Here is a 23,026-nt window from a genome sequence, read left to right as displayed (position 1 = left end):
TTATAATTCCTTATCAATAATAACGCTTAGTGAAGATATTTCGTTGGCAGTAACGCTTGCGTTCACACTGCCTTGCCATTCGCCTTTTGAAACTGCCACATTACCATCTTTAGATAGTCTTGCGGTAACCACCACATCAGAAAGCGTGGCTAGAGTGAATTGTGGCATCATTGCGTTCTCTGTGGTTAGAGTAACGGAAACAGGGAAGTCATCTATCGGCAGTTCAACCACAGCTGCAGGCATTTTGTTGTCAGAGTTCGCATCTTGGGCGAACACTATCAAGAAACCATCTTTAGGCGCTTTAGTGCTAGCGTCGTCAGATAAATTTACCGTAATATTAAAGCCGGTTTGCGCTTCGCTACTAGCATTTTTCGCTTCGCTACTGGCATTTTGCGCTGTTGATGTATCAGTAATTTCAGCAGCTGTATTTTGTAGCGCTGCCATTGCACTGGTATTCCCTTGTAGCTCTTTTATACGCGCAACTAAACGCTGCGCCATGTCGCTATCTGCTGGTAACTTACCTTCAACTTGCTTATAAAAACGCTGAGTATTTTCAAGATCGCCAAGCTGAGCAGAGACCACCGCCATCATCAGCGCAAGATTATCATTCGCTGGATTGTCGTTTAGCAAGCCCAACAAGATAGATTGCGCACGTTCCAAGTTGTTGACATCCCCTGTGGTCATCAAGGCTTGAGCAAGCGTAATGCGATTAGCTGAATTAGACGGCGCCAAACTCACCGCTTTATCAATAGCTTCAATGGCCTGCACTTCTTGACCAATACTCAGCATCAATCTGCCAAAATACATCCATCCCGTGTCGTCTTCGGGCTCTTCTCTCAAACGCTGGCGTATAGCAAGAGCAAGACTAGCAATGTCTTGTTGGGTCAGGTTATTCGCATTACCGCTGGCAAGCTGTTGACTCAATTCGGGCAGCGCTTCAATAGCTTGGCTTGCCTGGGTAACGCGACCCATTTGGTTTACCTGCGCATATACAATCACTCCGCAGGCTATCGCAAGCACGGCGCCAATCGCGAGCGGAAGTTTTGCATTACCCGTTTTATGAGATTGAAATGCGCTTTCATCTACCAGCGCTAGTTTTAGTTCGTCAACGGCTTGTCGTTTGTCATGCTCACTAATGAGCCCTTCTTGCACTTCACGATCAAGTTCGGCAAGGCGCTGTTTAACAATTTGCGTATTGCTTAAACTGTCTTGTTTTGCGTGATTTTTATTACGCAGCCATGGGAAAGCGACAATTAGTAGAACAAGCGTAATTAAGCCTGAAACAATAATATAAAACTCAGACCAACTCATTCTTTCTCTCGCTCTAACATTTCATCTGCTTTAGCTAACTTAGCGGCCATATCTTCTGGTGGTGTTACCGATTTGCGGCGAATCACCACAATTAGGGCAATAAAAATAAACAAAACAGGGCCAGCCCAAAGCCACAAGGTCGCAGCTGTAACTGGCGGTTGATAATGCACAAAATCGCCATAGCGTGACTTCATAAAATCAATCACTTCTTGCTCTGTTTTGCCTTGCTTTAGTAACGCGTACACTTTTCGGCGCATGTCATGGGCAATCATGGCGTCGCTATCAGCAATATTCTGGTTTTGACACATAGGACATCGTAATTCTGCGGTAAGCTTTAAAAAGCTTTCACGCTGAGCTGGCGTGTCGAAAGAAAACTTATCTTCAGCCGCACTTACTGAAAAAGCGCTAAGCACAAACAGCAGTGCAAAAACGTTAAGCGCGATGGCTCTAGCGTTTGCGAATCTGTGGAGAGAGGTAGTTAATAACATAATCATTCCCTTCCCTGTGCACTTGCGGAGCTCTGATTATTCTTTTCATTAAGCGTGTTCGACAATGTAGGCTCTGAGGCCATAAATGCATCTACATCTACCTTTTTGCCATTGCCTGTTTTGCCAGATGCTTCTGCCACCAACTTGTTATATAGCGGGCCAACTTTGGAGTTCCAAACACGCTCGTTAATATCGCCTATGTGGTGCATACGAATAATGCCTTCAGCGTCGATAACAAAGTGTTCTGGCGCTCCTGTTACGCCAAGGTCGAGCGACGTATCGCGATAGACATCAAAAATATTATACGCGTAAGGGTTACCGTAACGGCTGAGCATGTCGGTAACTTCTTGCTGAACACGGCTCAGTGTTTTTGTGCCAAAGTCTGGGTCTAAGTCCTGATCAAAATACAATCCTACAATGTGGACGTTTTGTTCGTTCTTTAGCTGAGTAAGGTACGGCATCTCAACAGCGCAGGTCACGCACCATACACCCCATACATTTAATATGGTTACCTTGCCTTTTAAATCTTCAGGTGTATAGGTCACCTCTGGTTTCATCAGGTCTGGCAGTGAGAATGCAGGTAGCGTCTTATCCTGAACCTGAGAATCTAACTCTCTGGGGTCAGAAAAAAGCCCTTTAAACAGAAAAATGACCAGCAAAGAAAACAACACTAACGGAATAGCAACGAGTGGTGCTTTTTTCATTATGCGCCTCCTTTCACTGACGTATTTGATGGAGTGGATACTTGACCACGAGATTGCTCTGCGTCGTTCTCACTTTTCCCACCAAATACACGTTTTATCTTCTTAACCTTAGCCATGCGGTAACGTTTGTCGCTAATAGAAAAGATACCGCCTATCGCCATTACTACCGCGCCAGCCCATAGCCAGATAACAAACGGTTTAATGTAAATACGGATGGCCCATGCACCATTGTCCAAAGGCTCACCCATAGCGATAAACAAATCCCTTGCGAGATTTGAGTGAATAGCGGCCTCAGTCATCGGCATACGCTGTACGATATACAAACGTTTCTCAGGCTCTAGGTGCGCTATTAATTCACCGTTTTGATAAACGTCGAATACGCCTTTGTCCGCCTCATAGTTCGGACCTTGAACTTTGACGACATCCCTAAAGCTAAAGTCATAGCCGCCAAGAGAAACGGTATCGCCAGTGTCCATGCGAACATCGCGCTCCATTTCGTAGTTTGAAACAAGGGTAATACCGATAATGCAAATGGCGAAGCCAACATGGCCCAGCACCATTCCCCAGTGACTTGGCGTAAGCTTGCGAAGTTTAGCTAGTACCAAAGCATCGTCACTGTTACTTGATGGCATTGCCGATAGACGCTGCATCACCTCTTGCACCGTAGTGACTAGGATCCAAAACACTAACACCATACCTAAAACGCCCATATAGGTTGGTTCATCATAGGCAAAGTTCACTAACACACCTGCACTTAGCGCAATACCGCCAGCGATTAATAGCTGTTTTTGTAATTCCCTGGCTTTTTGCTGTTTCCAGCGCGTAAGCGGGCCAAGACCTAGCATTAGTACGAATGGCACAATCAATAACGTGAACATTTGATTGAAGAACGGAGCGCCTACCGAAATACTGCCTAGGCCTAACTCTTTGTGTACAAGTGGCAGTAGTGTACCCAACAATACAACCAGTGTTGCTGCGCACAAAAATACATTGTTACCCATTAACAACACTTCACGGGAAAACGCTTGATAGCGGCCTGGGCTTTTAAGTGAAGCAGCACGCATAGCGTAAAGCAGCAAGCCAAAGCCACTAAGTACAATCAATATTCCCAGTATAAATAAGCCTCGGGTAGGATCGCTTGCAAACGAGTGTACCGAAACAATCACTCCAGAACGTACTAAGAAGGTACCAAGTAAACTCAAACTAAATGCGGCAATAGCCAGCAGTACGGTCCACGACTTAAACGCCTTTCGCTTTTCGGTTACGGCTAGCGAGTGCATTAGCGCAGTACCGACCAACCAAGGCATGAAAGAGGCGTTTTCTACTGGATCCCAGAACCACCAGCCACCCCAGCCAAGTTCGTAATACGCCCACCAGCTGCCTAGCGCAATGCCCACGGTGAGAAATGCCCAGGCAGAGATAACCCAAGGCCTTGACCAGCGTGCCCAGGTTGAGTCTAGCTGACCTGAAATTAGTGCTGAAATTGCAAAAGCAAACGCGACAGAAAAGCCAACATAACCCATGTAAAGCATAGGCGGGTGAATGATCATGCCAAAATCTTGCAGCAGCGGATTAAGATCTCGCCCATCGACCGGGAAAAATGGCAGCATGCTGTTAAACGGGTTTGAGGTAAGCAGCATGAATAAGTAAAAACCGATGCCCACCATTCCCAATACCGACAGCACCCGTGCGACCATAGCAAGAGGAATACCCTTGCTGAATATCGCCACTGCTACTGTCCATATGGAAAGCATCAACACCCACAGCAGAAATGAGCCTTCGTGGCCGCCCCACACAGCGGTAATTTTATAATAGATAGGAAGTCGACTATTTGAGTGCTGGGCAACATAGGCCACACTAAAGTCGTCGGTTACAAAGGCATAGGTTAAGCATACATAGGCAATAAGCGTGAAGGTAAATAAGCCTATCGCCAGCGGTTTGGCCGTTGCCATTAGCGCTTCGTGCTGACGGTGAGCGCCCCATAGCGGATAAACGGCCAATAATATAGAGAGCACTAGCGCAAGCGTCAGCGCAATATTTCCAATCTCTGGCACCATTATTTAATTGCCTCCGCTGCCGGTAGTCGACTCGTAGGATGGCATGTTTTCAGGTTTAACGTGCTTAATGCCCTTCATTTTTTCAGCTAGCTCAGGCGGCATGTATTCTTCATCGTGCTTAGCCAGCACTTCCTGCGCTTTAATGCTGCTTGCACCAGTGAGTACTCCTGTTGCCACAATGCCCTGACCTTCGCGGAACAAATCAGGCAGGATACCGGTATAAGTCACGGTAACCGTTGGGCCAGTATCGATAAGGTCAAAGCTCACCGCTAAGCTTTCTTGATCCCTTTTCACACTGCCAGGTACCACCATACCGCCTATACGAAGACGCTGGCCAACCTGCGGTTTCTGGCCGTTTTTACCTTCAATGATTTCGCTTGGCGTATAGAAAAGGTCAATACTGTCGTTTAGGGCGTAAAGCATCAATCCAATTGCACTTACTATTAAAAAACCGATAATTCCCACTACGGCTAGTCGCTGCTTTCGTCTCGGGTTCATGCAACTCTCACTTCGAAAAAACTAATAAACAATAAAAACGCAAATGAATGCTAAGTTCACTTTTCACATTAACACTTAGGTGTTGTCTTGCTGTTGCTGTCGCGCTTTTTTAATACGCGCTTTGCGTTCTTTTTCCACCACTACCTGCTTTAAAAGGTCGCGATGTTTACTAAAACTCTGAATAGCGATAATGCCCATTGCTAAGAACGTAACGCCAAACGAAAGCCATACATAAAATGCATAGCCTCCCATATTTAAAAAATCGGCAAAGGATTCAAACTGCATCTTAACTGCCCTCTTTTAAACTAGCAGTAGCCGCATCACCAGGTTGTTGATTTAATGCTTTATTCATTGCTAGCGCTTGTACCCAAGGTCGGTGCATTTCTCTAAGCACAATCTCATTACGTAATCGTACAGTGGTCACAGCCCCAATAAAAAAAGCGAAGCCCAGCAGGTTAATTAACAACGGCCACAGCATTTCAGGGGCAATCGAAGGGTTGTCGAATTTACTGATAGTCGCCCCTTGATGCAACGTATTCCACCACTCTACCGAGTAGTGAATAATGGGGATATTTACTACACCTACAAGCGCCATTACGCCTGCGGCTTTGCCCGCCTGTTGCTTATCTTCAAACGCACCATAGAGCGCAATCACGCCCATGTACAAGAAAAGCAGAATAAGCTCTGAAGTTAGGCGTGCGTCCCACACCCACCAAGCGCCCCACATTGGCTTACCCCAAGCGGCGCCGGTGAACAAAGCAATAAACGTCATTACTGCGCCGATAGGCGCCATAGCAATCATGCTCATATAAGCGGTGCGCCACTGCCAAACCATACCCACCAAGGCCGCAATCGCCATGGCCACATAGGTGCCCATAGACAAAATGGCGCTAGGTACATGGATATAGATGATTCTAAATGAATCGCCCTGCTGATAATCTTGAGGCGCAAAGGCCAGCCCCCACACGGTGCCTACGCTTAAACACGCTAGAGCGCCAACCCAAAACCAAGGCTGTAAAGTTAAACAAAGCTGATAGGCTCGCTCTGTTTTTGCGTAGGGATGTAACCACTTCCACATTAGTTTTGACTCACTTTTAAAGAATATGCGATGGCAAACGGTGCCAATGCCGCAGCCAATAAAAGCATGGCGGCAATAATAGCAAGTTGCGCATGATAAGGTAATTGCAGTGCGGCAGAATCCACAGCCGACGTGGCAAATATCAGTAACGGAATAAAGACAGGGATAAGTAGCAGTGCCAACAGCACTCCACCTTTTTGCAATCCAACGGTAAGCCCTACTGCAATGGCACCAATCAAGGAAAGTAACGGCGTCCCCAATATCAAGGTTAAGACAAGGGCGATATACATATCGACCGTTAAATTCAAAAACATGGCGAGTAGCGGAGACAACAGTAATAATGGTACAAAGCTAACCAGCCAATGGGCAGCCACTTTTACCGCACTCACCGCTGGTAATGGCATACCAGATAACATGTACTGCTCTAGCGACCCGTCTTGAAAATCATCGCGAAACAGCCTTTCCATCGCCATGAGCGATGACAAAATTGCCGCAATCCATATTACCCCTGGTCCAATGCGTTGAAGGGTGTCGGGAGACGGACTAACGCCTAAGGGAAATAAGGTCACCACCATAAGCAAAAACATCAGAGGTTGCACTAATTCTGCTTTTTGCTTGAACGCAACCTGCATGTCGCGCTTAAAAATTCCTTGGTAAAGTGACATTAAAAACGGTACTCCAAATCGAATACACGGTTTTCCCCTGCAGTTTCTGATAGGTGTTGATGCGAAGTAGTAATGATGAGACCACCGCGACCAACGTGCTCTTTCATACTTTTTTCAAGCATGTGAACCCCTTTTACATCAAGCGCTGTAAACGGTTCGTCCAGTATCCACACCTTTGCTGGCTTTAGCCACAGTCTCGATAGCGCCACACGACGCTGTTGACCGGCCGATAAATACCTTACGGGTACATCTTCAAGTCCAACTAATCCCACTTTCTCTAATACATCAAAAAGCGTGTTAACAGGCACCGATACATTATGTTGAGCTAGCCAGAACGATAGATTGTCTAGGGCAGAGAGACTGCCGTTAGTTCCGCTTTTATGGCCAAGATAAAAAAGGTCTTGGTAATAACCTGTCTTGTCCGCTGAAATGTCCATGCCGTTGTACAATACTGCACCTGAATCAGGTGAACTCAGTCCTGTTAAAATGCGCAGCAAGCTGGTTTTCCCTGCACCGTTAGGACCGCGTAAATACAGCAACTCACCGGGTTCGACAACCAGTGAAAGCCCTTCAAAAAGGGTTCTGTCTCGTTTGCTGCAGGTTAATCCGCGCGCCTCTAACACTACCTGGCTACTCCAACCTTAAAAAGAGGTTCTAAAAAATGGCGCTAGTCTACCACATGAACGCTTTTTCGCAGTCGCGAATTCCAATTAAATATGATTTACTTCAATGACAAAGGTATTTTTCCTGAGAGCCATCCGTCGTGAGTAAGTGTTATCCCTCCGCCTAAAGGATGAATTCTTTTGCTTCATCTTATCAACTGGTCAATAACGAAACTACCAAACAGAGCTTTGCTATACTCAAATAAGTAAGGAAAAGCGCGACATTGCCGATATCTCAATTATGACAACACCACTATCATCTCTATTGGCAGCCGCTCTAAATCAAACAACTGGCCCGACGTCGCCTGTCTCGGCCGCTTTATCGTCTACAGATGCCGCTACTCAAGGATCGAGTCAAGGAGCAACGCCTCTGATTGCCAACGCTGCGCTTTCGCAGGCTACCGTTTTAGACAATGCGGCGAAAGTGATAGTTGAACGCTTGCCTGAACGAGTGCTATCGATAACGATGACATCGAGTAATGCATCGTCAAATTTAGCGCCGTCGGTCGCCCAAGTATTGCACGTTGCCTTACCCGCAGAAGTTAGCGCTAAACTCTCCAAACACGCTATTCATAATGCGCAAATTGCTCTTCTGCCCCAAACTTCAGACCAGATCTCAAACCCAGAAACGAAAAGTGTTCAAAATACTTCTCAGAGTCAGTTAAGCGCTCAGTCTGCAATACTCCTTTCTACAAGTTTGTTTCAACAAGGCGCGTCATTGTCAGCGCCCGATAAAGCTGAATTACTGAAAGCCGTGGCACAAGCGCTTGCTGCAAATAACGCCGCCGTTACGCTTAAGGGTCAGCTGTCTATTTCTACAAAAAATGAAAGCTTCGGGCAGCTCATTCTCACCACGGCTAAAAACGAGGATGTTCCCCTTACAGACATAAACACTGAAAAGCTGGATAGCACGGCGAAAGCAGCGCTTCAAAAGCTGGTCGGCCAGCAGGTCGTTATAGTACTAAGCCGAGCAAGCAGCGGTGGAATCGCTTTGCAAATCTCTCACGGTTTTTCCAATGGAAGCGCTGCCCCAAGAGCCAACCACAATAATTTCGCCGCTATAACCCATAAAAATGTAAGTACCAACTTACAGCAACAGCTAATTTCCAGTGCTCTTAAGCAAGGCGGCGTTGCTGTTGAGCATAACTTGAGTAACCCGCCACAACTTAACGCGATGTTAAAAGGTTCTGATGCTGACACTAACGCGTTAAAAGTGCTTTCTGCTTTAACCTTAACGGGTAGCAAACTCTCGATTCGCACTGCGCAACAAAGCGCGTTATTACAAATAAGTTTACCGCAGAGCAAGGCCCCTTCCCTTTCGGCTCCAACTTTGAATCTGGAGCAGGTAAATAAACTTAACCTTACACAATTACCAAAAGTGACGGCGAAAGGGCTCGATGCCGTCACGGGAAATAGCTCGCTCGAAGCCTCTTCATCCATTACAAACCTAAAAGCAGCGGCTCCCACATCGCTTAAAGGAACGGATGTACACAACGCAATTAGTACACTTTCTCGGGTATTATTGAGCCAAACAGGCAGTACCAGCCAAGCATTAAGCCAACTCGTTGCTATTGTTGAGAATGGAAAGTTACCGCCCGGCAGCGGCGCTTCTCAAGCACATGGAGCCCAGCATTTTGATAAAATTTTGCAGCACCTAAAAGGTCTTGATGCACTCAACGCGAAACCTTCGCAACTCAAAATATCTAATGGAGCGTTTATCGGCCCGCCTAAGCCTTCCAGTGAACAACTGCTAGCAACGGCAAAAGCGTCTCTGACTGACGGAAAAGATACCATGTCACCCGAGACTATTGGCACGCAAGGAAAAGGCAGTGGAAGTAAGCCTTCTCTTGTGTCATTTGCCTCTCTCGCACAAGCATTAAGCACACAGGCCAAAGGTTTATCGAATAGCTTACTGAGTAATATTGCTGCGCAACTAGCGGCTACACAAGGTAAAGGCGCAGAGATACCACCAGTGGTTTCAGATAGCCCCACCAGTCTAACCGGCTCAAAAACAAACGAAAGTGTAACTGGTGAGAACGTAGGCGCTGTCGGCGATGTAAAAAACGGCGCGAAAAAACTAGCGCCCGATATGAACGAGCAAGGATTGTCGCAACGCTTGCAGCAGCTTATATCCTCACAGGCGCTGGTTACCACACCAATAAACTTAACCTCACCCGTAAACGCTTCCAGCTTCGTTCAAGGGCTGGTCGCCTTAGTTCAATTAGCACTAGCGGGGCGTGCCATGCAGCGTCAGCCTGGCTTAAAAACGCAAATAGATGCGCCTGACTCTATCGTTTCAAAAACGTTAGCGAATATGGGGGTAACGACTCAACCAAGTCGCGTTAGCCAAGACATGAACCAACTAGACGGCCGACAACAGCTGCTTTCTCAACTGAAAACACTGCTAAGTAGCCACCAGCAAAACAAAATTGCTAATGTGGATAGCCGTATTCAAGGGCAAGATAGTTTCTATTATATATTGCCATCACTTTCACAACATCAAAGTCCACCAGAACTCTTGATAAAACGAGAGCTGGGTGGCCAGAACAATAAGCACGCACCAGCAGGCCAGCGTTCTCTTTGGAATATCACGATGAAACTGGATATTGGTGACAACGGACAAGTGTTGGCAAAATCAAAAATTGATAAAAGCACCATTACTTTAGACTTATATGCATCGAACGATGAAGTACTTAAGCGTATTGGCGATACCCTACCGTATTTACATAAACGCCTTACTTCCCTCGGCCTGGTTGTTGAAAATACCAGCTACCAGCGAGGTCACATACCGGACACATTAAATTCGCGCCCTCATCAAATCTTTGAAACTAGGGTTTAGGTAAAGCGTTTATGACTGATTCACAAAAGACAAAACGCGCCATCGGCCTAAAATATGACGGGGGCGATAAGAAAAACGCACCTAAAGTGGTTGCGAAAGGCTATGGAGATTTGGCGGAAGCCATTATAGCCATGGCTGAAGAAACTGGGATATTAATTCACGAAGACCCTTACTTAAGCGAAGTCCTCGCTACCCTTGATGTGGGGCAAGATATCCCTGAATCGCTGTATTATGTAATTGCCGAGTTACTCGCCTATTCTTATGTCCTTCAAGGAAAAATCCCTCCCGGTTGGGAGGGAATTATCAAGCGTATCGACTTTGAAGTGTAGCGAACGCTTGAGTTAAACCACTTTCACTATTTCAGTACGGCCCTTCGATTGGAGGCTCTTGCTGCCATAGAGCATGATAGACCTTATTTCCTCTGAGGTAGTAAACGTGGTCGTTATGTAAAACACTTCGGTCATCATAACTACCGTAGTAATTTTCATTGTCTTGTTGATGATCAATGCTTCCTACCAGCGACAGTGTTCTTTCTTCACTATCTACTTCAAGCATTTGTAACGCATAATGCAAAGAGAAACTACCTTCGTCACTTATCCATGATTCAGAAGGCAGTGCGAACCGGTAACCCGTCTGCGTCTTTAACACAGATAACGCCCTATAATCGTACTCAGCTCCTGTATAGGTATCAGACCATACATATTCATTCAGTAAAATGGGGTTCTCAGGGTCTATTACGTCAAATAAACTAACTTTCATTCCATCCTCCACTGGTGTGGTCATTGGCTGCTCACCAGCCTCTGGAATATTAGCCCCAATCACTTGCTGACCTATCCCTAAAAGCAGCCCATTCCCCATGGGATGCAGATAACTCGAGAAACCAGGTATAGTAAGTTCCCCGCTAATAAAGGGTGCTTCTGCATCAGAAAGGTCGATGACGTAAAGTGGGTCAACTTGCTCAAAGGTAACAACATACGCTTTGTCTTCAAAAAAACGCACCGCATAAACATCTTCTCCCGGCTTTCCTATTGGTGACGGCTCGTTGTCGTTTGGTAGCGAAGCCACTTCCTCGAGCTTTCGCCCTTGCTGCGTTAGAACATGTAGAAAGTGTTCAGGGTTATCAGCAAGAAGGCCTTCCGTTGTTACCGCCATAAAATAGCCATCGCGTTCAGACATCTTCAGCTGTGGAGAGCTATTCCAACCGAATGAACCTCGTACCTTTCCCGTCGCTTGATATTCAATACCATTCTCTAAAGATACTTTGTGAATGACAGTGTCATTTCCCTGTGTTGCGTGTAAATACATATTATTGTGGGTCATGAACAAGCCCTCGGCTTCAACAATAGTGCATAACGCCGAATAGGTAGACGGAGATGACATATTAATCTTTACCACGCTAAGCATCTGCACGTGCCCATTCTTGCTACTCGCATTTTCAGGTACTAGGCAGTCATCTAAATGATAAAGCGGTGACGATTGTTCATTAATGGTGATATTTGGAACTAGTGAGCTGTTTTCCAACTCTAGAAGACGTCGATAGTACGCCTCGCGACTGCTGTTGCTATTGCCAACAGCAGGCAAATTATCAGCGGAAGGTACATATTGCATAGCTAAGTATAAGTCGTTGCCTATGCGCCTTGAGCTAATCAGTCGCCCATCAATTTTAATTTTATGAGGGATAGTAGGTGTCTCTGGTGAAGCAACGTCAATAAACTGAATCTTCGTATCATTGTCAGGGCTATTCCATGGGCTTGTAATAGCAACGGCGTCTACCAGTGGATAGTAACCAAATTTACGGGTAATAACGCCTAGACGTTCATCGTGAAGGTACATACCCATCATTTCATGCTCAGACTCTAGGGGAATCTTTGCAACGACATCAAGGGAGAAGTCGTCCTGACGCTTTAGTATCCGTACTCGATTTTCCGTTCCCGGTTGTGAATCCCACGTTGGTAAGTTTGCAACATATAAATACTCACCGTCATACTCAATACGATCAGCTTCGTCCACACCTTCGACTTGCGTTGTTGTTGAGGAAAATTCAGGTGCTGCCGCCGGTGAATCAGCGCCGTCTCCACTCGTGGAGCTCCTTTGTTGAACGTTTATTATATAAAGTCCGTTTTTAACATACTGACTGGCTGATATATTTGGACTCTGCCCCAACGGAACGTCAGAGGTGGAAGTAAGGGAAAGCTGCATTACATTTTCGTCATCCCCACCATCACCGCTACTACATGCAGTAATCACGCACGTAGAGAAAATCAGTACTGCCATGCATTTTGAAATACCGTCTATCCCGCTTTTAGATTTCATGTTTCATGTCCTTTTTAGTTGAAACGTTGAAATCCATAATAGATTCGCATTACATATCATTCAGATCCAAACTGAATATAAATGTGACAATTTGTAATCGGGTACTGTTTCATACTGAGCAGTTTGGTAATCTTGATACCTCAATTTCGATAAAGGGACTTTGTGTGTTGTCGCGCTTTTTACTTATTTTGTTTTTCGCGAGCGCTTATCACGCCTCAGTAGTGGCCTGTGAAAACAAGCTCGTTTGTATTGAAGAAGACAACTGGTCAATTGGCGTGGCCTTCGGTGCTGGGGCTCGCACTAACCCATTAGTAGATGGCGACGCTATTCCCCTAATAATATTGCCAGACGTTGCTTGGTATGGTGAACATGCATACTTCGACAACGGCGAGTTTGGTTATCAATGGCAGCCCAGACAAGATTTAACAACCGAAGTTTTCCTCCGTGCCAACACCGAACGCGCTTATTTTGCATTTTGGCATCCAAGCAATATATTTTTACCTACAAACAGTGTTACCGATGGTGCAGGTACGCCAAGCCCTGGTGGTGAGGAAGACCCTCCTCGCTATATCTCTGTTGACGATATCGCACAACGCGATTGGTCACTCGATGCAGGATTGCGCACGAATTGGTTTAACGACAATGATAGGTGGTCGTTCACTGTAATTCATGATGCTCTTGGTGTGCATAATGGTTTTAGCGCAACAGGTAGGTATCAGCACGATTTCGAATGGCAAGACTGGTCTCTCGCAACACATCTATCTGTTACCTACAAAAGCAGCAACCTAATAGATTATTACTACGGCATCAGCCAACGTGATACCAGTGATGAAACCCTGTGGTATAGCGCGGGAAGCACATTTCAATTTACTGGAGGTTTGCTTTTCAACAAACCTATAAATCAGCATTGGCATTGGCTGGGTAGGATTCAAATTACGTCATTGGGCAGCGGGATGACTGACAGTCCGCTGGTGTCAAAACGCTATGTTACCAATATGTTCTTTGGCGTTGGCTACCGGTTTTAGGATGAAGTAATGCGTATTTTACTGCTCGCCATTCTCCTATTACTTTGTCTACCTAGTTTCGCCAAAGAAAAAAGCCCCGCGTTTTTTTCTGTATTTCCAAGCGAGTGTATTGCCTCTCAAAAAGGTGAAGTTTGCATATTACCTATCACTCTGACCTACCCGGAAATGAGCTCGAGTGAGCAATGTTTGCACATAAACAATCGCCTATTAGGTTGTTGGTTACCCGATCAGCTTCCCACTAAGTATAGGTTAGAATTGGAGGCAGACTCTACACTCACTCTTAAAAGTGGAGATGACGGAAAAGCCCCCTCAGTTATGCTTAAGGTGAAATATCGAAAAGCCTCTACACACCGGCGGCGTGTAAGAAACCCGTGGAGTTTGTTCTAATGAAAAACTTAGTATTAGTAGAAGATGACGAACGTTTAGCGGCATTGGTCGTTGAGTACCTCGAACGCAACGGCTTTAACGTTTCGAGACTAGCATGCGGTGAAGGTCTTGTTGAGTTAGTAAAAACTGTTATACCAGATATAGTCATACTTGATGTCATGCTGCCAGGTGAAGACGGCTTTGCTCTGTGTAGCCAGTTAAGACAATTCTATACGGGTCCGCTTCTTTTTATGACTGCAAAAAATGAAGACTTTGACCAAGTGATAGGGCTTGAAATTGGTGCAGATGACTACGTTGTAAAACCCGTAGAGCCACGCGTGCTGTTGGCGCGAATCAATGCATTATTAAGACGAACAATATCGGCGTTACCACAAGAAAGTAATAGCGATGTGTTGCGTTTTGGTTCGCTTTCTATTGATAAAGCCTCACGTCGAGTGACGCTTGCAGATAACGTTATTACGCTGACAAGTCATGAATTCGATTTACTCTGCTTACTTGCTGACAATGCTTCACAGCTAGTCGACCGAACTACCCTTTATAGAAAACTGATTGGTCGTGAGTACGATGGTCTTGATAGGTCAGCTGACGTACGTGTATCTCGCCTTAGAAAAAAGCTCTCCGATGATCCTCAAAACCCTTATCGCATCAAGACAATATGGGGCAAAGGCTTCTTTTTTGTAAGCGATGCTTGGGGAGAGAAATGACGCGCTTGTTTGTCAGTTTCTACCTTTTTGTAGCTATTGCGCTGGTACTGATTAGCAGCACATTAGAGCTAGTATTACCTAACGAAAATTACGAACAAACCAAAGAAGCACAAATTTTAGAGGCAATGTTGCCTCTCGTTGTCTCAGATAGATCATCACTAATAGAAAGGTTACACTCGACAGGCGTAAACTATGAAATCAAGCCCATTGGCTCGGTTGGCTGGTCAGACGCCGAGCGAGCCGCAATATCCAATAACCGATCGATAACGCTGTTCGACGAACAAGCCAAATATATTTACGCCCCCATCGGCAATAAGGAGTTTATAGCACTTACGTTGCCCTACGAAAAAGTTTCAACGCCTTACCTGATTGTTTACCTTTTTGTCTTTCTAGTTTTACTTGGTTTAGCAATGGCGGTCTGGTTATGGCCATTATGGCGTGATCTCTCACATATTACCCGCGAAGTCAGTAATCTAGGACATGAGACAGAGCAACTTTCTATTTCACTCAAAAAACGTTCGATTATGCAGCCTATCGCCAACAGGCTTAACTTACTGAGTGAGCGCGTGCACGGTTTGCTTCGAGATCAAAGAGAATTGACCGGCGCTGTGGCACATGAATTTAGAACCCCTATCGCTAGATTAAAGTTTGCACTAGAAATGAACCCCGATCCAAATAGTGAAGCCTGGAATGGGATCCTTGCTGATATCGATGAGCTAGAAGGCTTAGTACAAGAAATGCTGGACTACACACAGTACGATGCCATTACACCTGAGCTTAGCATCTCAGATATTCCTGCCAAGGAACTCTGCGAAAACCTAATCGAGCGTCTATCTTTGACAACTGACAAAGCGTTAGCGGTCATAGGAGAAAACGTAGTACTACGAGGGGATGGCCATTTTGTGGAGCGAGCTGTGTCTAACCTCCTTACCAATGCCATTCGACATGCGCACAGTAAAGTAGCAATCGAAATTCAGTCAACTCCAGATACCATTACTATTTCAGTGAGTGATGACGGCGATGGTGTAGCTCCGAGTTTAGCAGAGCGTATATTCGAACCTTTTTACCGACCCGACAATAGCCGTGTCCGCTACTCTGGTGGTGCAGGTTTGGGGCTTGCCATTGTACAGCGAATTCAATACTGGCATAAAGGCACCGCAAGCGTAAAGCCAAGTGCTTTAGGTGGAGCGAGCTTTATTTTGACTTATCCAAAATAGACGTTAAAAAAGCCGTTTGGGTTGTTTGAACTTCCCCGAACAGGTGGGTAATCCGACTGTTCGGGGAGCCTTAACAAACACCAAACGGCTTTCGTCATAGCATTGATATGTTTGAGAAAATACTCAAATCACAGCTGTTATCTGAACAACACTTTTTCTTTGTTAAACCAATGGATACAGAAGAAAATTAATCCGGTTGCAATCACTGCGGTAGACGTAAATATGCCAAAGAGCGCAAAGTAGTCCATGGTACCTTTGAACAGCTCTTTCATCGCTAGGGCAACGTTTGTCAGCGGTACCCAAACCCAGCCACCTTTAAGCTCTACACCCGGCATCATGGCTATAATTACAGGGAAAATAACCACCATAATTAACGACCCCATGTAGCTTTGCGCCTCTTTAAACGAGCGAGCATAAATTGAAAGTGATAGTAGGATAGCGGCGAACACTGCTACTACCGGCACTAACATCAGGAAGATCAGCAGGAAGTCCACAAGACCAATCATCGACATGATCTTAACCACAAACTCAACGGCCATGCCTTGCGATAACACCAGTCCCCATATTGCCATGGAAGACACGGTAATAAGCGCAGTAATTATGCCCGCAGTAGCGATAGTAAAGAATTTACCCAGTACCAGCTTATGACGGTCCATCGGCGATATAAGTAGTGTTTCTAATGTACCACGCTCTTTCTCACCTGCACCTAAGTCAGCCGCTGGGGCCATAGCGCCTTGAAGGCACAAGATGAAGATGAAATACGGCAGCATACCGCCTAAGCGTTCACCCCACACTTCGCGATCGTCGGCGACATTTTGCTTTTCTATCTTGATTGGCTTTAGCAAGGCCTCTTGCTGAGTTTCATCTAGATTAAGCTGCGCAAAAGCGGTTTGTTGGAATGCATCGGTATATTCATCAATGATGTCGGATACGCGCCCCATCACCTTATTTAGACCAGCATCGTTGAGATAAAGCTCAATTTTATGCTGACCTGAACGCAAAACGTCGCTATCAAAGGTTTCAGGAATAACCAAAACAAAATCTAATGTTTCGTTTTTGATGAGTTTAGCGTAGTCAGTCTCATCGCCAATCGCAACCGATTCGAATTTATCTGATGCGTCGTTAAAAGACTGAACAATTGCTGGCGCATACGCTTCACCAACTATCGCGTATTTCAGTACTTTATTTTCAGCTTTATCCGCCGCTGAACTCATGAAAAAGAACGCGACACCGAAAATAGCTGGGAATAACAAAAGCGGTAAACCAATCATGAATATGATGGTTTTCTTATCTCGTAATAGCTCTTTGAATTCCTTTTTAAAGATTAACCACATTACCCATCTCCTCAGAATCCATTGATAGTGTTTTTAGGAAGCTCTTATGCATTTGCCCGCCAGCCCCGCCATTACCAGACAAAGCGCTAAAGGCAGCTAGCGAATCGTTAAATACCGTTTCACCTTGGTTAATCACGGTCACCTTGTCGCAAAGGGTTTGCACCTCATCAAGATGGTGAGTAGAGAAAATAACTGGTGTGCCTTTATCTTTAAGGCGTTGAATGAATTCCATCACAGTACTGGTTGCCATAATATCAAGGCCGGTTGTGGGTTCATCAAGCACCACTAGTTCAGGCTCGTGTATAACAGCGCGAGCAATAGAAACTTTTTGCTTCATCCCTGATGAGAAATTCTCGGCACGTCTATCAAGGAAGGTTTGCATATCGAGTAAATCAGCTAACTCTTCAATACGCGCGTTAATCACATTTTTTGGAATACCGTGCAACTCACCGAAGTAGCTAATATTCTCTCGGCCACTCAAACGACCATAAAGGCCCGTTGAGCTAGATAAAAAGCCAATTTTTTTACGGGCAATATTAGGGTTAGAAAGCACATCCTCACCACCAATGATAACTTTTCCGCTATCAGGCTTTAGTGCTGTTGAAAGCATGCGAAGTGTGGTTGTTTTGCCAGCTCCATTTGGCCCTAACAGCCCAAGTACCTGTCCTTTTTCGCACGTAAACGACACATCCCTTACCGACTGGAAATAGCGCCCTTTTAATCGCGGGTCCTTTTTTTCCTGTTCGCTAAGCTTTTTTGGGTTCTCCACCTCAAAACGCTTAGCAAGGCCTGATATTTCAATCATTTCCCTTCCCTCTTCTCACGTGTGAACAGTAGCACCGTTCATTATTGTTGTAGGCTTGCTTTGCTGTAGCCGCAAATTATGCCGTTCTATTTGTTTAAAGTTGTTTTAGCGTACTAACCAGCTTTGGCAGTAATGGCCATTGCACCCTAGTAGTCTGTACTTACAAATATTTATTACAGCATTCCTTGTTTTTATTTGTTGTACAAGTTTCAGCCTTGCATTAAGTGTTAGTAAATATTTCTTAATATACCCTTTGATGAAGCCATAAAAAAACCCACCTAGCGGTGGGTTCTTAATATGCGGTTAAGCGCTAATTTTACTCAGGAAGCACATCGTCTTCTTGCTGAGGTACCGCTTCCTCTGCTTTCATTGTTTTAGAAAGCAAAAGTTCTTGGCGGATCTTAGTTTCAATCTCGTTTGCGATCTCAGGGTTCTCTTTCAAGAACTTCATTACGTTCGCTTTACCTTGACCAATGCGGTCGCCCTTGTAGCTATACCAAGCACCCGCTTTATCAACTAGCTTTTGCTTAACACCAAGGTCGATAAGCTCAGCTTCTTTGCTGATACCTTCGCCGTAGCGGATCATAAATTCAGCTTGCTTAAACGGAGGTGCAACTTTGTTCTTCACTACCTTAACGCGAGTTTCGTTACCAACTACCTCGTCGCCTTCTTTCACTGCACCAATACGGCGAATGTCTAGACGAACAGAAGAGTAGAACTTAAGCGCGTTACCACCGGTTGTAGTTTCTGGGTTACCAAACATAACACCAATCTTCATACGAATTTGGTTAATGAAGATACACAGTGTATTTGAACGCTTGATGTTTGCAGTAAGCTTACGCAACGCTTGCGACATTAGACGCGCCTGCAGACCAACGTGAGAATCACCCATGTCACCTTCAATTTCAGCTTTAGGTGTAAGCGCTGCTACCGAGTCAACAATAACAACATCTACCGCACCCGAGCGTACTAGCATGTCGCAAATTTCTAGCGCTTGCTCACCAGTATCCGGCTGAGATACCAATAGCTCATCAATGTTTACGCCTAGTTTCTCAGCGTATACCGGGTCAAGGGCGTGTTCCGCATCAACGAAGGCACAGGTTTTACCCTTGCGCTGCGCTTCAGCAATAACTTGAAGCGTTAGCGTGGTTTTACCTGATGATTCAGGACCGTAGATTTCGACAACTCGTCCACATGGCAAACCGCCTATACCTAGAGCGATATCAATGGTAAGTGAGCCAGTAGAAATCGCTTCAATATCCATGGCTTGGTTATCGCCTAAGCGCATGATTGCGCCTTTACCAAATTGCTTTTCAATTTGGCCAACTGCGGCGGTTAAAGCTTTTGATTTGTTATCGTCCACGTATGTATCCTCTAGGATTTGCGGTTAAATTCTGTATTGGTGTTTTCCATATCTTGTATGAAATTACCAAATAATGATCACATTCTATACTGTACAAGCATACAGTTTCAACCAGTGTTTTTAATTTTCACTCAACATTTTAACTAAGTGAGTAATCGCAAAGCTAATAGCGTGTTGACGTACTTCGTCGCGATTGCCGCTAAACACCTGTTTAATTTGCGCTTCGTGTTCTCCACATAAAAAGCCGAACCATACCGTGCCCACTGGTTTTTCTTTGCTACCACCGCCAGGACCGGCAATGCCACTCACCGTTACAACAAGTTGCGCTCCGCTATTACGGCGCACGCCGTCTGCCATTTCAATTACCGTTTGCTTCGACACCGCGCCGTACTCTTTTAGCGTCTGCTCTGTTACGCCCAGTATGCTTTGCTTTGCGTCGTTTGAGTACGTCACCCAGGATTGGTTAAACCAATCAGAACTGCCAGCCACACTGGTAAAAGCAAAAGCGACTCCTCCGCCTGTACACGACTCAGCGCTTGATACAGTCCAACCTTTTTCCCTTAGTGCGTCGCCTAACACCTGAACTTGCGCAGATAATGCGCTATCAAGCGTTAAAGGGGTGGCGTTTGCTGTCGAATCAGTTAAAAATGTTGTGCTCATTTGGATATACCTAATTACACCTGTTGTGCTTTATCAGATCTTCGCTTGATCTTAGTGGGCGTGAGTTTATCATTTATTCCCCTCAACAGGCATTAAACCCAGCAACAAATTCGCAGAGGCATTTTTTGGAATCACATACTCCTATGATGCGCCAATACCTGACTATTAAGGCGCAGCATCCGAATATTTTACTGTTTTATCGCATGGGCGACTTTTATGAGTTGTTTTACGACGATGCCAAAAAAGCTGCTGAATTACTGGATATCTCATTAACAGCCAGAGGAAAATCTGGTGGTGAACCTATTCCTATGGCTGGTGTGCCTTATCATGCGGTAGAAAGCTATCTGTCACGCTTAGTGAAAATGGGCGAGTCAGTAGCCATTTGTGAACAGGTAGGAGACCCAGCCACCAGTAAAGGCCCTGTTGAACGCGCGGTACAACGTATTGTTACGCCTGGTACAGTCACCGACGAAGCGCTGTTAGAAGAACGTCGCGACAATATTCTGGCCGCCGTTTGTGGTCACAGTATGCACTATGGTCTGGCAACCCTAGATGTTACAAGCGGTCGTTTTGTTGTGTTTGAATGCGACAGCGATGAAAGCCTACTTGCTGAAATTCAGCGCATTAACCCGGCAGAACTGCTCTACCCCGAAGGATTTGAAAGCTTAGCATTGGTTGAAAACCGCAAAGGACTTAGACGCCGTCCTGAATGGGAATTCGACATTGATACCGCCACAGAGCAATTAAACGCACAGTTTGAAACCAAAACATTAGATGGCTTTGGAATAAAAGGCGTCACTAAAGGCTTAGGCGCAGCGGGCTGCGTTTTACAATATGTAAAGGATACCCAGCGCACTGCTCTGCCTCACATTCGCCGCATTCAGACCGAACAGCAAGACAGCCGTGTGCAGCTTGATGCTGCCACCCGCAGAAACCTAGAACTTACCCATAATTTGTCGGGCGGACAGGAAAATACGCTGTTCAGCGTGATGGATACCACCACTACGGCCATGGGTAGTCGTATGCTGCAGCGCGTTATTCACTCGCCTTTAACCGACCAGCATGAACTGCACAGCCGTTTAGATGCTGTTGAAACGTTTATTAATGACGACCCTGAAGATATTCGCACCGCGCTCAAACACATTGGTGACATTGAGCGTATTATGGCGCGCTTAGCTCTTCGTTCAGCGCGGCCACGGGACTTTGCTCGCCTAAAAAATGCCTTTAACGCCCTGCCTGACTTACAAGATGCTCTAGCTCGGTTCGACACAGGGCAAATCCGAAGTATTAGCGAAACCATTGGCACTTACCCTGAACTTCAAGCCCTGTTAAATGATGCCATTATCGATAACCCACCAGTGGTAATACGGGATGGCGGCGTGATTGCCGAGGGCTACAACGCCGAACTTGATGAATTGCGTAAGCTATCACAAGGAGCTACCGACTACTTAGACGCTATGGAGCAACGTGAGCGCGAGCGCACCGGCATTTCTACGCTAAAAGTGGGCTATAACAAAGTTCACGGGTTCTTTATTGAAATTAGCCGGGCCAACAGTGCATTAGCGCCTGCTGAATATATTCGAAGACAAACCCTTAAAAACACTGAACGTTATATAACGCCAGAACTTAAAGAGCACGAAGATAAAGTGCTAAGCAGTCAGGGTGCTGCACTTGCTCTTGAAAAGCAGCTTTATGAAGCCTTGTTTGATAACTTTGCTCCACACTTAAATAACTTAATTGAAACCGCCGCAGCCCTTGCCAAGCTTGACGTGCTGTGCTGTTTTGCCGAACGGGCAGTCTCCCTTGATTGGCATCGACCAAATCTAAGCCAAGAATGTGCACTTACCTATGATGCCGGCCGCCACCCTGTGGTTGAAAACGTAATGAAAGACCCCTTCATTGCCAACCCGCTACAGCTAGATACCGAGCGCCGCATGCTAATTATTACTGGCCCGAACATGGGCGGTAAATCAACTTACATGCGCCAAACAGCGTTGATTGCGTTACTAGCCTGTATTGGTAGCTTTGTACCTGCTGAAAACGCCCACATAGGAAAACTTGATCGTATTTTCACCCGTATAGGCGCATCAGATGACTTAGCCTCAGGTCGCTCTACCTTTATGGTTGAGATGACAGAAACGGCGAACATTCTCAACAATGCCACAGAAAACTCACTGGTTTTAATGGATGAAATAGGCCGAGGTACCAGTACCTATGACGGATTGTCACTGGCGTGGGCATGCGCGAGTTATTTGGCAAAACAGTTAAATGCTTATACGCTTTTTGCCACTCATTACTTTGAACTAACTGAACTTCCAGAAACGCAAAGCGGCGTAGTGAATGTGCACTTAGATGCGATGGAGTTTGAAGATACTATACGCTTCATGCATACCGTATCAGAAGGTGCGGCGAGCAAAAGCTTTGGTTTACAAGTTGCCCAACTTGCAGGCGTACCTAAGGCGGTAATAAAAGCGGCGCAACAAAAACTTGCGGTGTTGGAATCATCACACCTTATGACCAGCACGGAAGATGGATCAGAGAAAGCCAATGATGAGTCTTTTGTGGCGAAGAGCTCGGTAAAAGGTGGAAATAAAACAAGCGCATCAGGTAAAGCTCCATCAAATACCAAAGGCCAAGCTGAAATGCTGTTCCCTGATAAGCCGCACCCGGTAGTAGAAGCCCTTGAAAACTTGTCACCCGATGAGCTATCACCGCGCCAAGCGCTAGACCTTATCTACACACTTAAGCGCCTGAGCCAATCTTAAACCAAGCTTAAGCGCGTATAAATTGCGCATCATGTGGGCAAATTGATTGTCTGCCCACATGAATTTGCGTATACTATCGCCCCGTCCAAAGTGTAGCTGGTTTTGTTCTAAACTCAGCCTATATTTACCATACAACCCAAACGTTCTAGGT

At 45.6% G+C, this 23,026-nt stretch carries 20 protein-coding genes; 6 read left to right on the top strand and 14 right to left on the bottom strand.

Annotated elements, in window-relative coordinates; all coding sequences use genetic code 11:
• The 9 genes from ccmI to ccmA form a co-directional block, all read right to left on the bottom strand.
• Positions 1-1,311 carry a c-type cytochrome biogenesis protein CcmI gene (ccmI, locus tag MHN02_RS02010; protein WP_239244325.1) on the bottom strand — a complete coding sequence of 437 codons (1,311 nt, stop codon included), beginning with the start codon at positions 1,309-1,311 and terminating at the stop codon, positions 1-3.
• The gene (locus MHN02_RS02005; RefSeq protein ID WP_239244323.1) at positions 1,308-1,805 is read right to left on the bottom strand and encodes a cytochrome c-type biogenesis protein; all 498 of its coding nucleotides are present in this window, start codon (positions 1,803-1,805) and stop codon (positions 1,308-1,310) included. The genes ccmI and MHN02_RS02005 overlap by 4 nt, the downstream gene beginning before the upstream one ends.
• Entirely contained in the window at positions 1,802-2,503 is a 702-nt protein-coding gene (locus MHN02_RS02000) for a redoxin family protein (protein ID WP_239244321.1), read from the bottom strand. Before MHN02_RS02000 ends, MHN02_RS02005 begins: the two co-directional genes overlap by 4 nt.
• Complete coding sequence (locus MHN02_RS01995) at positions 2,503-4,560, bottom strand: heme lyase CcmF/NrfE family subunit (RefSeq protein WP_239244319.1); 2,058 nt, start codon at positions 4,558-4,560, stop codon at positions 2,503-2,505. Before MHN02_RS01995 ends, MHN02_RS02000 begins: the two co-directional genes overlap by 1 nt.
• Positions 4,561-4,563: 3 nt before the next feature.
• Positions 4,564-5,058 (bottom strand): cytochrome c maturation protein CcmE, encoded by a 495-nt coding sequence (ccmE, locus tag MHN02_RS01990; protein WP_075176084.1) that lies wholly within the window; start codon positions 5,056-5,058, stop codon positions 4,564-4,566.
• Positions 5,059-5,133: 75 nt separating this feature from the next.
• Positions 5,134-5,343 carry a heme exporter protein CcmD gene (gene ccmD, locus MHN02_RS01985; protein ID WP_014975830.1) on the bottom strand — a complete coding sequence of 70 codons (210 nt, stop codon included), beginning with the start codon at positions 5,341-5,343 and terminating at the stop codon, positions 5,134-5,136.
• A gap of 1 nt (position 5,344) precedes the next feature.
• Complete coding sequence (locus tag MHN02_RS01980; protein ID WP_014948513.1) at positions 5,345-6,136, bottom strand: heme ABC transporter permease; 792 nt, start codon at positions 6,134-6,136, stop codon at positions 5,345-5,347.
• A complete protein-coding gene (gene ccmB, locus MHN02_RS01975) occupies positions 6,136-6,801 on the bottom strand; it encodes a heme exporter protein CcmB (protein WP_014948512.1) in 666 nt (221 codons plus the stop codon). Before ccmB ends, MHN02_RS01980 begins: the two co-directional genes overlap by 1 nt.
• The gene (ccmA, locus tag MHN02_RS01970; RefSeq protein ID WP_239244317.1) at positions 6,801-7,424 is read right to left on the bottom strand and encodes a cytochrome c biogenesis heme-transporting ATPase CcmA; all 624 of its coding nucleotides are present in this window, start codon (positions 7,422-7,424) and stop codon (positions 6,801-6,803) included. The genes ccmB and ccmA overlap by 1 nt, the downstream gene beginning before the upstream one ends.
• Positions 7,425-7,704: 280 nt before the next feature.
• Here ccmA and MHN02_RS01965 point away from each other — a divergent pair, with 280 nt between their 5' ends.
• Positions 7,705-10,302, top strand: coding sequence for a flagellar hook-length control protein FliK (locus MHN02_RS01965; RefSeq protein ID WP_239244315.1), 2,598 nt, complete (start codon positions 7,705-7,707; stop codon positions 10,300-10,302).
• A gap of 11 nt (positions 10,303-10,313) precedes the next feature.
• Positions 10,314-10,631, top strand: a complete 318-nt coding sequence (locus MHN02_RS01960) for an EscU/YscU/HrcU family type III secretion system export apparatus switch protein (protein WP_014948509.1) — start codon at positions 10,314-10,316, stop codon at positions 10,629-10,631.
• Positions 10,632-10,662: 31 nt separating this feature from the next.
• On the opposite strand, the gene MHN02_RS01955 is transcribed toward MHN02_RS01960, so the two are convergent.
• Positions 10,663-12,615: a beta-propeller domain-containing protein gene (locus MHN02_RS01955; protein WP_069943846.1), complete on the bottom strand. Its 1,953-nt coding sequence runs from the start codon at positions 12,613-12,615 to the stop codon at positions 10,663-10,665.
• Between the two features lie 83 nt (positions 12,616-12,698).
• Here MHN02_RS01955 and MHN02_RS01950 point away from each other — a divergent pair, with 83 nt between their 5' ends.
• The 3 genes from MHN02_RS01950 (at position 12,699) to MHN02_RS01940 (ending at position 15,948) form a co-directional block, all read left to right on the top strand.
• Positions 12,699-13,640, top strand: coding sequence for a MipA/OmpV family protein (locus MHN02_RS01950; RefSeq protein WP_170826496.1), 942 nt, complete (start codon positions 12,699-12,701; stop codon positions 13,638-13,640).
• A gap of 386 nt (positions 13,641-14,026) precedes the next feature.
• Positions 14,027-14,731, top strand: a complete 705-nt coding sequence (locus MHN02_RS01945) for a response regulator (protein WP_069943844.1) — start codon at positions 14,027-14,029, stop codon at positions 14,729-14,731.
• A complete protein-coding gene (locus MHN02_RS01940; RefSeq protein ID WP_069943843.1) occupies positions 14,728-15,948 on the top strand; it encodes an ATP-binding protein in 1,221 nt (406 codons plus the stop codon). The genes MHN02_RS01945 and MHN02_RS01940 overlap by 4 nt, the downstream gene beginning before the upstream one ends.
• Before the next feature lie 137 nt (positions 15,949-16,085).
• Here the strand turns inward: MHN02_RS01940 and MHN02_RS01935 are convergent, their stop codons facing one another.
• The 4 genes from MHN02_RS01935 to MHN02_RS01920 form a co-directional block, all read right to left on the bottom strand.
• Positions 16,086-17,282 (bottom strand): ABC transporter permease, encoded by a 1,197-nt coding sequence (locus MHN02_RS01935; RefSeq protein ID WP_014997519.1) that lies wholly within the window; start codon positions 17,280-17,282, stop codon positions 16,086-16,088.
• Positions 17,266-18,087: an ATP-binding cassette domain-containing protein gene (locus MHN02_RS01930; RefSeq protein WP_069943842.1), complete on the bottom strand. Its 822-nt coding sequence runs from the start codon at positions 18,085-18,087 to the stop codon at positions 17,266-17,268. The genes MHN02_RS01935 and MHN02_RS01930 overlap by 17 nt, the downstream gene beginning before the upstream one ends.
• 316 nt (positions 18,088-18,403) lie before the next feature.
• A complete protein-coding gene (gene recA / locus MHN02_RS01925; RefSeq protein ID WP_014948506.1) occupies positions 18,404-19,450 on the bottom strand; it encodes a recombinase RecA in 1,047 nt (348 codons plus the stop codon).
• A 120-nt stretch (positions 19,451-19,570) separates the two neighbouring features.
• Positions 19,571-20,110 carry a CinA family protein gene (locus MHN02_RS01920; protein ID WP_239244313.1) on the bottom strand — a complete coding sequence of 180 codons (540 nt, stop codon included), beginning with the start codon at positions 20,108-20,110 and terminating at the stop codon, positions 19,571-19,573.
• Positions 20,111-20,253: 143 nt separating this feature from the next.
• Here MHN02_RS01920 and mutS point away from each other — a divergent pair, with 143 nt between their 5' ends.
• Positions 20,254-22,875, top strand: coding sequence for a DNA mismatch repair protein MutS (mutS, locus tag MHN02_RS01915; RefSeq protein ID WP_239244424.1), 2,622 nt, complete (start codon positions 20,254-20,256; stop codon positions 22,873-22,875).
• Positions 22,876-23,026: the final 151 nt, after the last annotated feature.

It is taken from the genome of Alteromonas sp. CNT1-28, from assembly GCF_022348345.1.
Lineage (GTDB): Bacteria > Pseudomonadota > Gammaproteobacteria > Enterobacterales > Alteromonadaceae > Alteromonas > Alteromonas macleodii.
Note: the sequence above shows the minus strand (reverse complement) of the source record. Positions and strands in the feature narration are given on the sequence as shown.